Origin of the sequence: Acinetobacter sp. WCHAc010034 (assembly GCF_001696615.3) — a bacterium.
Lineage (GTDB): Bacteria > Pseudomonadota > Gammaproteobacteria > Pseudomonadales > Moraxellaceae > Acinetobacter.
In genome coordinates, this window is sequence record NZ_CP032279.1 from 1,503,689 (window position 1) to 1,516,124 (window position 12,436).

16 protein-coding genes are annotated in these 12,436 nt (G+C 50.8%); 9 read left to right on the top strand and 7 right to left on the bottom strand.

The window, feature by feature from the left end:
* Nucleotides 1–7 precede the first annotated feature (7 nt).
* Nucleotides 8–805, top strand: coding sequence for a tRNA pseudouridine(38-40) synthase TruA (truA, locus tag BEN74_RS08825; protein WP_068909207.1), 798 nt, complete (start codon nucleotides 8–10; stop codon nucleotides 803–805).
* Nucleotides 806–821: 16 nt separating this feature from the next.
* Here the strand turns inward: truA and BEN74_RS08830 are convergent, their stop codons facing one another.
* Both BEN74_RS08830 and BEN74_RS08835 read right to left on the bottom strand, forming a co-directional pair.
* Nucleotides 822–1,190, bottom strand: coding sequence for a hypothetical protein (locus BEN74_RS08830; RefSeq protein ID WP_213072371.1), 369 nt, complete (start codon nucleotides 1,188–1,190; stop codon nucleotides 822–824).
* A 67-nt stretch (nucleotides 1,191–1,257) separates the two neighbouring features.
* Complete coding sequence (locus BEN74_RS08835) at nucleotides 1,258–2,265, bottom strand: AraC family transcriptional regulator (protein WP_068909209.1); 1,008 nt, start codon at nucleotides 2,263–2,265, stop codon at nucleotides 1,258–1,260.
* Between the two features lie 230 nt (nucleotides 2,266–2,495).
* Between BEN74_RS08835 and infA the strand changes: the two genes are divergently transcribed.
* The 7 genes from infA to BEN74_RS08870 all read left to right on the top strand — a co-directional run bounded on the left by infA (nucleotide 2,496) and on the right by BEN74_RS08870 (nucleotide 7,113).
* Nucleotides 2,496–2,717: a translation initiation factor IF-1 gene (gene infA, locus BEN74_RS08840; RefSeq protein ID WP_001284370.1), complete on the top strand. Its 222-nt coding sequence runs from the start codon at nucleotides 2,496–2,498 to the stop codon at nucleotides 2,715–2,717.
* A 169-nt stretch (nucleotides 2,718–2,886) separates the two neighbouring features.
* Nucleotides 2,887–3,291 (top strand): hypothetical protein, encoded by a 405-nt coding sequence (locus tag BEN74_RS08845; protein WP_068909265.1) that lies wholly within the window; start codon nucleotides 2,887–2,889, stop codon nucleotides 3,289–3,291.
* A 147-nt stretch (nucleotides 3,292–3,438) separates the two neighbouring features.
* The gene (locus BEN74_RS08850) at nucleotides 3,439–4,056 is read left to right on the top strand and encodes a DUF6915 family protein (RefSeq protein WP_068909212.1); all 618 of its coding nucleotides are present in this window, start codon (nucleotides 3,439–3,441) and stop codon (nucleotides 4,054–4,056) included.
* A gap of 3 nt (nucleotides 4,057–4,059) precedes the next feature.
* Entirely contained in the window at nucleotides 4,060–4,791 is a 732-nt protein-coding gene (locus BEN74_RS08855; RefSeq protein WP_068909214.1) for a hypothetical protein, read from the top strand.
* Between the two features lie 3 nt (nucleotides 4,792–4,794).
* Nucleotides 4,795–5,553 carry a hypothetical protein gene (locus BEN74_RS08860; RefSeq protein ID WP_068909216.1) on the top strand — a complete coding sequence of 253 codons (759 nt, stop codon included), beginning with the start codon at nucleotides 4,795–4,797 and terminating at the stop codon, nucleotides 5,551–5,553.
* On the top strand, nucleotides 5,550–6,275 hold the full coding sequence (locus tag BEN74_RS08865) for a hypothetical protein (RefSeq protein ID WP_068909218.1): 726 nt from the start codon (nucleotides 5,550–5,552) through the stop codon (nucleotides 6,273–6,275). Before BEN74_RS08860 ends, BEN74_RS08865 begins: the two co-directional genes overlap by 4 nt.
* 112 nt (nucleotides 6,276–6,387) lie before the next feature.
* On the top strand, nucleotides 6,388–7,113 hold the full coding sequence (locus tag BEN74_RS08870) for a hypothetical protein (RefSeq protein ID WP_068909220.1): 726 nt from the start codon (nucleotides 6,388–6,390) through the stop codon (nucleotides 7,111–7,113).
* Nucleotides 7,114–7,169: 56 nt separating this feature from the next.
* On the opposite strand, the gene leuB is transcribed toward BEN74_RS08870, so the two are convergent.
* From leuB to BEN74_RS08895, 5 genes are all read right to left on the bottom strand, one after another.
* On the bottom strand, nucleotides 7,170–8,249 hold the full coding sequence (gene leuB / locus BEN74_RS08875; protein ID WP_068909222.1) for a 3-isopropylmalate dehydrogenase: 1,080 nt from the start codon (nucleotides 8,247–8,249) through the stop codon (nucleotides 7,170–7,172).
* A gap of 45 nt (nucleotides 8,250–8,294) precedes the next feature.
* The gene (locus tag BEN74_RS08880; protein ID WP_068909224.1) at nucleotides 8,295–8,858 is read right to left on the bottom strand and encodes a hypothetical protein; all 564 of its coding nucleotides are present in this window, start codon (nucleotides 8,856–8,858) and stop codon (nucleotides 8,295–8,297) included.
* 104 nt (nucleotides 8,859–8,962) lie between these two features.
* Complete coding sequence (gene leuD / locus BEN74_RS08885) at nucleotides 8,963–9,613, bottom strand: 3-isopropylmalate dehydratase small subunit (protein WP_068909226.1); 651 nt, start codon at nucleotides 9,611–9,613, stop codon at nucleotides 8,963–8,965.
* Between the two features lie 21 nt (nucleotides 9,614–9,634).
* Nucleotides 9,635–11,092 (bottom strand): 3-isopropylmalate dehydratase large subunit, encoded by a 1,458-nt coding sequence (gene leuC / locus BEN74_RS08890; RefSeq protein WP_068909229.1) that lies wholly within the window; start codon nucleotides 11,090–11,092, stop codon nucleotides 9,635–9,637.
* A gap of 230 nt (nucleotides 11,093–11,322) precedes the next feature.
* Complete coding sequence (locus BEN74_RS08895; protein WP_162898165.1) at nucleotides 11,323–11,964, bottom strand: hypothetical protein; 642 nt, start codon at nucleotides 11,962–11,964, stop codon at nucleotides 11,323–11,325.
* 165 nt (nucleotides 11,965–12,129) lie between these two features.
* Between BEN74_RS08895 and BEN74_RS08900 the strand changes: the two genes are divergently transcribed.
* Nucleotides 12,130–12,366, top strand: coding sequence for a DUF2061 domain-containing protein (locus tag BEN74_RS08900; protein WP_068909234.1), 237 nt, complete (start codon nucleotides 12,130–12,132; stop codon nucleotides 12,364–12,366).
* Nucleotides 12,367–12,436: the final 70 nt, after the last annotated feature.

Genomic DNA, 12,436 nt, shown 5'->3' on the forward strand with positions numbered 1-12,436 from the left:
GGTGAATATGCAGCGTTTTGCAATCGGTATAGAGTTCTGCGGCGTCAGCTACAAAGGCTGGCAGGCGCAGCAGCCTGGCGTGCCAAGCGTGCAGGAAACCCTTGAAAAAGTCCTGAGCAAAATTGCCAATGAGCCGGTGGCTGTGCATGGCGCCGGACGCACCGATGCCGGCGTGCATGCCACCAATATGGTCGCGCATTTCGACACCAGCGCCATCCGCCCAATCCGCGGCTGGCTGATGGGCGCCAACAGCACCCTGCCGAAGGATATATCCATACAGTGGATTAAGGAAATGGATGAAGGCTTCCATGCCCGCTTTAAGGCGCAGGCGCGGCGCTACCGCTATGTAGTCTACAATAATCCGCAGCGCCCGGCCCTGCTGCACAAGCAGGTCACGCATGCCTACTATCCGCTGGATGCGGATAAGATGATTGAAGCCGCCAGGAAATTTGAAGGCACGCATAATTTTGAAAGCTTCCGCGCGGCCGCCTGCCAGTCCAATCAGCCGGTGCGCCATGTCAGCCACTGCCGGCTGATCCGCCACGGCTGCTATTTAGTGCTGGATATTCAGGCGGACGGCTTCCTGCACCATATGGTGCGCAACATCATGGGCTGCCTGCTGGAAATCGGCCAAGGCATGCATGAAATTGACCATATTGACAAAATCTTCGCTGCCGAAGACCGCAAGGCGGCCGGCGTCACTGCCCCGCCGGATGGCCTGTATTTCATTCAGGCGCATTACCCGGAGCATTTTGATTTGCCGAAAGTCCCGCTGGGGCCGCACTGGCTGAACATGCCGGAATGATTTCTGCTTTCAGCGGCTAAGCCCAGGCAAAACGCGCTGACTTTGGAGTGAAGTGAATTGAAGCTTCACTCCATTCTTTGCCCTTTAAGATTGTTTCAATGCATTGGATGGGATACAGATAGTCAGCTGGCTCAAACTGCTCGTCTTCTGATTCCGCTTCAAGCTTGACCAAATAGCTTGTCTGAACAGTTTTCCGGCCTTGCTCATCTGCCGCCGGCTCACATGAACAGATTATTTTCGCTTCAAAAAAATCATCCGCTAATCCCTCCAGCATGCAGCCGACCGCCCAAGTGATCAGCTGATCATCCGAATAGTCTTCCTGCTGGGGTTCATTCTGTTCCTGCTGCCCCAAAAGCCGCTTTAATGTATTGAAAAATGTTTTCATGCGATTCCAATTATCCTATTTTTTTCATTCATTATTCAGCTCAGCGGCATTTGTATAAGGCAGCATTTCATCTTTGCTTGCGCTTTCTGTACTCCACCGGCGTTTCATTGGTCCAGCGCTTAAAGGCGCGGTAAAAGGTGCTAGGCTCTGAAAAGCCGGTCAAATATACAATCCGCTCGACGCTTTCAGCGGTATTGGCCAGCAGCTTTTTCGCCAGGCGGCAGCGGTAATCCGACAGGATCTGCTGAAAGCTGGTATTGGCCTCGGACAGCTGGGTGCGCAGGCGGCGCGGGGTAATATTCAGCTGCGCCGCCACCGTTTCCAAAGTGGTTTCGCCGCTTTCCAGCGTAGAGCCGATGGCGCGGCGCACCTCGCCGACTAAATCATAGCGCGCCAGCTCCTGCAGTTTTTCAATCGCCAGCTGCTCATGCAGCTGCAGCAGCTCAGGCTCCGCCTGCCACAGCGGATGCTCCAGAATGGCCGGATCAAAATACAGGCGGGTTTCCCTCTGGCCTAAGCTGACCGGGCATTCATAGACCCGGAAATACTCATCATCCGGCGCGCCCTGGCTGAAGTTGAAGTCGATGTAAATCGGCTGAAAGCGCCCTTCGGTAATGAATTTAAAGAAGCGCAGCACGCCGGACATCGCGCACTCGGAAAAATGCCGGTTGACCAGATTTTCCGCCCACGGCTGCACGCCATTGGTCAGATAGCAGCGGCCGTCTTCCAGGATCAGCTTGGCATGAAAGGCGTCGCTGATCAGGCGCTGATAGGCCAGTGCCCGCTTCAGGCCTTCACCGAAGTTTTCAGATGAAACAAACAGATGCTCTATCACCTGCCCGCGGTATAAAGGCAGATGCTCGCCCAGATGCAGGCCAATATCTGAGTCCTTGCTGACCTCTTCAGCCGCCACCCAAAAAGCGTACTGCGCATTCAATGGCGTACGCTCATTGGTTTCGACCTGCCCCAAAGCCACGCCAGCTTTTGTTAAAATTTCTTCCGTTGGCAAACCGGCGCGACGAATCGCCTGGTAACCCAACCGCAGTACTACGGATGCATCGGTTAGCTGACCCACTCAAGAACCTTCCTTGTATGTACTTCATTTATACCCAAAAAGATTAAAATTAGATTAACTGCGATTGACCGAACTGACAACAGGCCGCGCCACTTTTTTACAGAAAAATTTAGCCTGCGTGTTCGCTTATTTTACTGGCAGATGGTTATTCTGACGGCCATTTCATCTTGTTTTTAGCAAAAAAATTGACTATAATTTGCGCCTTTCCAATTTAATCATTCAGGTAGGCTATGGCCAATAAAGAGGAACTCATCGAGTTCGAAGGCGTTGTCACCGAGACGCTTCCTAATACTATGTTCCGTGTGCGCCTAGAAAACGGCCACGAAGTAATTGCCCACATCTCCGGCAAAATGCGCAAACACTATATCCGCATTTTGACTGGCGACAGTGTGAAAGTTGAGATGACTCCTTACGATTTGACTAAGGGCCGTATCACTTACCGCGCACGCTAAGTTTTAACGGAAGCAAAAAAAGCCGCATATTCTGCGGCTTTTTTTATTGCTTGCCGTTTGCCATTGACGGCAATAGCAAATCCGCTGCGGCAGCTGCGCCGTGTATCAGAACACTACAATCCCGCTGCAGAGTTCCGCCTACACTGAATTTATTTGCTGGAGCAAGCTGATGAAACTTCAGTTACCTTTTCTGCTGCTGGCGGCGCTTTCTGCGCTGTATGGATGCGCAGCCTCCCCTTCCATGAATGCCATGCAGCGCGAAGCCTATTTGCAGCAGTTTATCGGCAAATCCAGCGATGACATCCGCGCGCAGCTGGATTTAAAGCGCCTCGGCTATCAGCAGCTCAGGGCGCCTGAGCTTAGGGGCAATGCATTAATCTATACCGCAGCCCGCGCCATCAGCATTCCCGTGCCTATGGCGCAGAATCCTGCGCTGGGCATGGGCGCCGGAAGCGCAGTGCCGGTTCCGGGCACGGCGGCCAATAGCTATGATGTGAATTTAAGCTGCCAAATCCGCTTTCAGCTGGAACAGAATATCGCCAAAGCAGTGCATCTGACAGGGCGCACCTGCTGAGCCGTGCCTTGCTGCGCGCTGACAGAAAGCTTCATTGAGCTGCAGCCATGCAGCTCAGACTTATGTATTAAGAATAAAGTGCTTTTGGGTATATTTCAGCCGCCAAGTTATTGCTAATATATTCAAAAGCATCAACACATTATAACAATGAACCCGATACAGCATGCCCGCATTTCACAAAAGCGCCGCGGTGGCGAACTTGAAGACTATTTAGGCATTCATGCCTTAATTGACAGCACAAAAATGCTCTGCACCGACAATCGGCATCGAATTCTACATACCTTTTGGGGCGTGCAGGAAGTCATTCTGCCGATCTTCGGGCATCACTTTCAGAACAGCGCAGGTCAAAGCATTGAAGTCAAAGACCTCTGTGAAAAAGACCATCTTCTCGTCGATTTCCATCACCGCTTTATTCCAACACTCGCCGACTTTGTCAGCGCCATGCAGGATATTCCGGCCCAAGGCTTAGCCAAGCGCCTGGAACAGTTTCATGCCGATGTAATTGATGATCCCCGGCTCTCCGCAACCCTGCTTTCCCCTTTAGCGGTCACTGGACAGTTGAAATCGCTGCTCATTACGCATAACAGCTGGTTCATTAACAGCATTTTACCCATGATGGGCAAAGCGGATGCCAAATTCATTGAATTTGACATTACGCCTGCCATGTTCTTCAACCCGATGCGTTTTGAACTGTGGATGGACAATGGCGCTGTTTTCCCGCCAAGCGCACAGAAACTGCAGCACATGCAAAGCTTTGCGGAGTAGGCCATGCCAGCGGAAAAGCTCTATGTAATCCGTGTCTTATCGTATTGGTACACGGACGAGCATTATACCCATCTCTACGGCGCTGACTGCCACTTCGGCCATATGCAGTCAATTTTTGCAGATAAGGCTGCAGCTGCCGCGCAGTGGAAACAGCTCGAATACGATTTTTGCCATCATGCCGCTATTCAGTTCAATCATCTGATCCATTCCCCTTGCTCAGCTGCTGATCCTCATGCTGCAAACCGGGAATTTCTAAAATCATTGCCGGCGGATGCTTTATTTGAGCAATTGCAGCAGCTCGGTCAATGCATGTATGCCCTGTATGAGTACCCAAAACATCAATCACTCTGCGCACTTCAGCATTTGCCGATAACCGATGCGCAAATGGAAGAGGATTTCCGGCAGAACAAGTTTCTTGAATACTATTTCACTGCCGAATGCAATGCCGCAGATGGATTGAATCCGCCCGTCAGCCATGACCGCTATATTGAAAATGCCAGCCATGTTTTACACGGCGATTTGGCGGACTTAAGCGAGGCGCCCCGCCTATTGCAAAACTTCATTGCACAGCAGCCGCAGCTGCGTTATGACGCAGAGCGGAAACAGCTCCATCTCCTGCTTCAACCTGATTTGGTCACCGCACTGAATGCCTTGCTGAAACACCCTATTGAATTGGCGCAGCTCAGCCTGATGGATGTATTCCAGCTCGAGCAGCGCGCCAATCAAGCGCAGTAACAGATGACCAATCAAGCCTATATCATCCGCCAGCAGCGCTTTGCCTATAACGATGAGTTTTATCTCAGGGATGAAGCGTATGTAACGCAGATTCATGCGGTTTATGCCGACCGCGGAAGCGCCCATCAGGCCTGCAAGCAGCTCAATTTAGAGGTTTTGCCGCGTGAAATTCTCGGCAATTATTTTGCGCCTGAGTATCAGCAAGCAGATATTGAACTGCTTCAGCAGCTGAACCGATTTTGCTTAGAGCGCTGCGGTCAGTCACTGCTTGATGAACGCGGCCGGCATGAAGATTATATTCCGGCCGCCTTAAGCCCTGATGATTATTTTGAGTTTGCTCAGCGCGCAAATATGCTGCGCTATGTCGTGATTGAAGTGAGCAGTGACTGCCTGTTTTATTTGCTCTGGATGAATGAGGAACAGGCCTATTTTGACGGCTTGCAAGGCGATTTGATTGAAAGCAGGCATCCTGACTTTCCAGAATATGACTGGTCAGAATTAATTTATGCCTTTGAACTATTACTTGAAGACACGCTGCGCCTGCATGCTCCTGAAATGCTGACCAGTCAGCCCAAATTATGGGAGGCATTATTCAGCAGCATCAGCGCATTTGAATTCGATACTCAGCGCCGCATTGCCGCCATTGACATAGGGCAGCTGAGTTTTACCCAGCTTTCAGCCATCAACAGCCTGCTGAAAACGCCGATCTTTGAAATACGCGCGTTAAGCCTTCAGCAGCTTCAGGAGATTTACAGCGCATGAACCATTACATCATCCGCAAAAAACTATTCGACTATGACAATGAATACTACGATGTAAAACAATTCCAGCTCGGTGAAATTGCCGGCGTTTATGATGACTTGACTGCAGCTGAACAGGCGCTGCAGCAGCTCACCATCACAGCAGTGCGCGATCAGGATTTGTATATTTACAATGTGCCTGCCTATACCCCAGCCGAAGTGATTGAAGCGGTGCATCAGCGGATTTTAGACCATAGCGGCATTGCGCTTTATCAGGACGGCTGCTTAAGCGATGTTGTTCCCGATGCGTTGAGTGATGAAGACACCCTGCATCTTGCTGAACAGTTCGGGATTTTGCCTTATCAGCTGGAATGCCTGAATGATGAAAATTATGTGATTTGGGATGCAGAAAACCAAGCCTATTTGCGTTTGCCAGACCCTTATGGCAATCCTGATGAAGAAGATGACTTTTGCGGTGAATTAATCTGGGGCACATCCGCCAATTTTCCAGAAACACATCCGCGCGCTGAAGCCTTTATCCAGCATTTGCTGCAGCAGATTTTCCCCTCTTATGCGCGCCGCCGCGGCAGTATCGAAGAGCTGAGCGCCTCGCCTGCAGAATTTGAGCAGCAATTGGCGCAAAGCCAGGCAGCCTGGGCTTATCAAGAGCATAAGCTCAGTCCGAAAAGCTGCGTCAGCGTCCGGGATTTTGCCGCCCTGAAAGCTGTGAATGATTTACTCTAGCAGCCCTTTTTCGAGATTCATCAAATTGATTTTCATGCTTTAAAAGCATTGATTGAGCTCGAGGAAACCCGAGAAGTCCGCTAACCCTGAAACTGCAGCAAGAAGGAATAATATGAGCAGCAAATTTGTCATTCGCCGTGTTGACTTTGGTTATAACGATGAATATTTCCAGACCCATTATGCGCATCAAGGCGCAATCCAGCAGATTTATGCAGATAAAGCTGAAGCTGAGCAGGCCTATAAAAACCTGATCATTGATGAATTGCAAAACATTGATTTAGAAAGCTATGACTTCGGCTACGGTGAAGCTGATGAAGAAGCCTACGAGGCTGTTGAAGCCCTGGTTTTAGAGAAAACCGGGGAAGCCTATGACAAAGATGACGGCATTCCCAAGCTGGAGCCTGATGATTTATTTGAGTTCGCCAAGCTCACCAAAATCATGCATTATCAATTGCTGGAAGTTGATGACACGCAAAAAAACTATGTGATTTGGCTTAATCAGCAAGATGAATATATGACGGACTATGATACCGGCAGCATTATATATGGCCATAAGGAAAACTTTATTGCGCAGCATCACTTCAACTGGCACTTCCTAGATTATTTGTCCATGAGCCTGCAAGGCAACTTAGCGGATTTAAGCGATGCGCCAAGCCTGCTTGAACAAGTGATTCAAAAAAACAATGGGCTTCACTATGATGCAGACAAGCAAAACTTAAGCATTGAAGGCAGCCATGCCGGTTACGATGCTGTCACTGAATTGAACGCCCTGCTCAAGCAGCCATTATTTGAAATACAAGAGCTAAGCCTTGATGAATTGCAGGCCTTAAGCCAGTAAGTCAGGCAATAAAAAAACCGGGCGCTTAGCGCCCGGTTTTTTTATTGGAACAGCAATCAGCCCAAGGCAGCGACAACCGCCTGGCCCATTTCCGCTGTGCCGACTTTCTTCATGCCTTCAGACATGATATCCGCTGTGCGCAGGCCCTGATCCAGCACATTGCCGACTGCATCTTCAATGGCTTGAGCGGCCGCTTCCTCACGGAAGGTATAGCGCAGCATCATCGCCACAGACAGCACTGTCGCCAATGGATTCGCGATGTTCTGGCCGGCAATGTCAGGCGCAGAGCCGTGGCAAGGCTCATACATGCCTTTGCCGTTTTCATCCAGAGAAGCCGACGGCAGCATGCCGATGGAGCCGGTCAGCATGGCTGCTTCATCAGACAGGATGTCGCCGAACAGGTTGCCGGTGACAATCACGTCAAACTGCTTCGGCGCGCGCACCAGCTGCATGGCGGCGTTGTCGACATACATATGCGATAAATTAATTTCTGGATACTGCGCTTCTTTCAGCGCGGTCACGGTCTGCTTCCACAGCTCGGTCACTTCCAGCACGTTGGCTTTGTCTACCGAGCAGACTTTGCCGCCGCGCAGGCCAGCCAGCTCAAACGCCACTTTGGCAATGCGCTTGATTTCAGATTCCGAATAAACGTCTGTGTTGTAGCCCTGCTTTTCGCCGTTTTCCAGCTCACGGATGCCGCGCGGCTGGCCGAAATAAATCCCGCCGGTCAATTCGCGCACAATCAGAATATCCAGGCCGGCGACAATTTCCGGCTTTAAGCTGGATGCATCCGCCAATTGCGGATAAAGGATGGCCGGGCGCAGGTTGGCGAACAGGTTCAGCTCAGAGCGGATTTTCAATAAGCCGCGTTCCGGGCGGATGGAGCGCTCAATCGCATCCCATTTAGGGCCGCCGACAGCGCCAAGCAAAATGGCATCGGCTTTTTCCGCCTGCGCCGCGGTCACTGCCGGATACGGTTCGCCATGCGCATCAATGGCCGTGCCGCCCAATAAGCCCTGTTCCCATGTCAAACCCAAATTGAATTTTTCATTTACGCGCGCCAGCACCTGTTCGGCCGCTTTTACAATTTCCGGACCAATGCCGTCGCCAGCTAAAATCAAGATTTGTTTTGACATGAGGGTTTCCATTTTATGAAGTCAGTTGTTGAGCCAACAGGATTTTTACAATTTTTTTTCCGCAAACTCGCCCAGCCCATTCAGGACATTGTACGGCTTGCAGAAACGCCGAATAGTTTTCTGCTCCTGCATCAGGTCCACACAGAGCGGATCCGGCGCAGAAACATTCAGCAGGCTGCCCTGCTGCTTGCTGCGGTTGCGGTACATCTTAAAGGTATAGCGCTGGTGGGCATTAAACTGATGAATCACATGCAGGCGTTCCGCTTTATCCCTGGAAATCGGATAAAAGCGGATCACCACTTCATGCTGGCCGGGAGGAACGGAAAGGTACACGGCATTCGGCTCGCGGACTGATTTGGCCTGCAGGCGCAGAATTCCGGCATGCAGCGCCGACCTGTCCAGCTGCCGATTGTCAGCATCGACGATGCGGATCTTATCCAGGCGCTCAAATTCGCAGTCTTCGGTTCCCGCGCAGTAAATCAAGGCATTGCGCTTCGCGCTGGCGCCTTCACTGGCATGCTTAAGGCGCGCGGCATCCATGCTCTGGCATGCCGCCAGTGACGCTGCTAAAGCTCCGAGTAAAGCAAATCGTCCAAACAGCTTATCCATGACCCAAACCCAGCCTGACAAAATCCGGCAATATCTGACTATAATTATGCCCCGATATTAGCAAGTCTTATGCATGGTGACTATAGCTTAATGCGCGAATTTACTTAGGCTTTTAACTCAGTAAACACCCACGGGCGCGCCGCTTTGGCCCGCTCTTCATAAGCGCGGATATCGTCCGCCGCCTGCAAAGTCAAGCCAATGTCATCCAGGCCATTCAGCAGGCAATGCTTGCGGAACGGGTCAACTTCAAATTTGAATGCCTCGCCGCTTGGCGTGCGCACTTCCTGCGCTGCCAAATCAACAGTCAGCTGATAGCCTTCGGCAGCTGCGCATTCCTTAAACAGCTGATCGACCGCCTCTTCAGGCAGAATGACCGGCAGCATGCCGTTTTTAAAGCTGTTATTGAAGAAAATGTCGGCATAGCTTGGCGCAATCACGGTGCGGAAGCCGTACTCATCCAAGGCCCACGGCGCATGCTCGCGGCTTGAACCGCAGCCGAAATTGGCGCGGGCCAGCAATACCGATGCGCCCTGGTAGCGCGGCTGGTTCAAGATGAAATCCGGATTTTTCGGGCGCTTGGCATTGTCCTGCCCCGGATAGCCTTCATCCAGATAGCGCAATTCATCAAATAAGTTTTCGCCGAAACCGGTGCGCTTGATGGATTTCAAAAACTGCTTGGGAATAATCAAGTCTGTATCGACATTGGCACGGTCTAATGGCGCAACGATACCCTGTTCTACGGTATAAGCTTTCATGTTTTGCTCCCGGTTAACCGATTAAAATGAACGAACATCAACGAAGTGGCCGGCAATCGCGGCGGCGGCAGCCATCGCCGGGCTCACCAAGTGCGTCCGGCCGCCGTTGCCCTGACGGCCTTCAAAGTTGCGGTTGGAGGTCGATGCGCAATGCTCGCCCGGCTGCAATTTATCCGCATTCATTGCCAGGCACATGGAGCAGCCCGGCTCGCGCCATTCAAAACCGGCTTCCACCAAGATTTTGTCCAAGCCTTCAGCTTCCGCCTGCTGCTTCACTAAGCCGGAACCCGGCACCACCATCGCCTGCTTAATGCTCGGCGCCACTTTGCGGCCTTTGACGACTTCCGCAGCCGCGCGGATATCTTCAATGCGCGAGTTGGTGCAGGAGCCGATAAACACGCGGTCCAGCTGAATGTCCGCCAAAGCTTGGCCGGCGTTTAAACCCATGTACTGATAAGCGCGGGTCCAGTCGCTGCGCTGCACGTCATCCTTGGCCTGTTCCAAAGTCGGAACAGCCTGGGAAACCGGAATCACCATTTCCGGCGAAGTGCCCCAGGACACTTGCGGCTCAATGTCTTCGCCCTGCAGAACCACGACAGTGTCAAAATGCGCACCGGCATCTGAATGCAGGGTATTCCAGTAGGCAACGGCTGCATCCCACTGCCCGCCTTTAGGCGCGTAGCTGCGGCCTTTGACGTATTCAACGGTTTTGTCATCCACCGCCACCATGCCTACGCGCGCGCCGGCTTCAATCGCCATGTTGCAGACCGTCATGCGGCCTTCAATCGACATGTCGCGGAACACCTGTCCGCCGAATTCAATGGCATGGCCGGTGCCGCCGGCTGTGCCGATTTTGCCGATAATCGCCAACACCACGTCTTTAGAGGTCACGCCCTGGCCCAGCTGGCCGTCAACGCGCACCAGCATGTTTTTCATCTTCTTTTGAACCAGGCATTGGGTGGCCAAAACGTGCTCAACTTCAGAGGTGCCGATGCCGTGCGCCAGACAGCCGAATGCGCCATGCGTTGCGGTATGCGAATCGCCGCACACCACAGTCATGCCCGGCAAAGTCAGGCCCTGCTCCGGCCCGACCACATGCGCAATGCCCTGGCGGATGTCATTGATGTCGAACTGCACCACATTAAAGGCTTTGCAGTTGTCATCCAAAGTCTGCACCTGAATGCGCGATGTATCATCTTCAATGCCGGCGATCCCTTCAGAGCGCTCTTTGGCTGAGGTCGGAACGTTATGGTCTGGCGTGGCAATGTTCGCGCTTAAGCGCCAAGGCTTGCGCCCAGCCAGCTGCAAGCCTTCAAAGGCCTGCGGAGAAGTCACTTCATGCAGCAAATGGCGGTCGATATACAGCAAAGCGGAGCCGTCATCGCGCTGCTTAACCAAATGGTCATCCCATAATTTGTCATACAGGGTTTTTGCATCTGCGCTGCTGTCATTTTTTGCTTTTTGGGTTTCGCCTGCCATGTCGATTTGCTCCACTGGACTGGGTAATTCTGTCATTAAATTGATTATAGCCACGATTTTACATAAATCTAATTTATCATTTTTATTAGTTTGAAAACTTTTTGGAATTAAAAATCCTTAAAATCGCCTGCCGCAGCGCTAAGGATATTCAGCGCTGAATATTTACTGTGAATCAGTCATTTAACACCTTCACATTCCATCCTGCCCGCCCCGCAGCCAGGCAGCTCAAATCAGCTATTTTTCGACAGCCCATTCATGCCGGTGATCTTTTTATACTCATCGCCATATTTTGAAAAATCCGGCTGTATTTTATCGTCCAGGAAATCCTGCATCAGCTTTTCGCACTTTGCAGCGATGGCTTTATTTTTTTCATGCAAAGCCTGCATAATGATTTCCGAATTTGGATTCAGCCTTGAGAAATAAGTCAATTGATTGTCTTGAGACAAGGCTTCCTTAACATCCCTGCTGTCCGCGCCAAAATATTCAGCAGCAGCTAAACGCGCAGGCAATAAGTTCAGCTGAAAGTGCGCATTATCCGCCTGCTGCCGCAGTTCAGGCGCAGCAAGATACTGATCTTGATAATCGCGCAGATAGCGCCGGACTTTTTTATTAAATGCCCGCGTCTGATTTTCATAATAGCTGTAAGCCCTTCCAAGTTCACGCTGGAACGCGATGGCTTCCATTTTAGATCCCATTTCCTGCGGCGCATAGGCATGGCAAATTTGCATCTTCAAGGTCATTTCACTTTCGATGCGCTGTGAGCTGATGGCAGCTTCAAGCAAATCATTCTCAGGAAAATCCTTTAATAAAGGGCTTTCCCCGCATCCGATCATCCCGAATGACGCCAACAAAGCAAATATTTTAGTTTTCAAACAGCCCTCTAAAAACTATTAAAAATTATAATCTTAGATTAAAACAAAAGCTCAAAAAAATACAAGATTAATTTTTCCGATGATCAAATTTAAAATATCCGCTTGTACATCATAGATGATAATAATTATTATTTACATCTTAGGCTTCAATTGAGGAACATTAACATGGCAAACATCCAAAAATTTGTAGAAACCAACCGGCGCATGTTTAAAAAAACCTTAAGCTACTACATCATGCACATTACGGTAGCGATGCTGGTTGGCTATTTCGTCACCGGCAGCCTGAGCATGGCCATCGCTTTAAGCTTATTGGAACCGACCGTGCAGGCGGTGGCGTTCTTTTTCCACGAAAAAGCCTGGGAAAAGAAAACTGCGCAGCAGAATGAGAAAGTCGCCGTTTAAAATTTTCTGCCAATGTTCCTCAAAACCGCCCGCCGGCGGTTAATGTTTTTCTGAAGCTGATTCTTTTTCT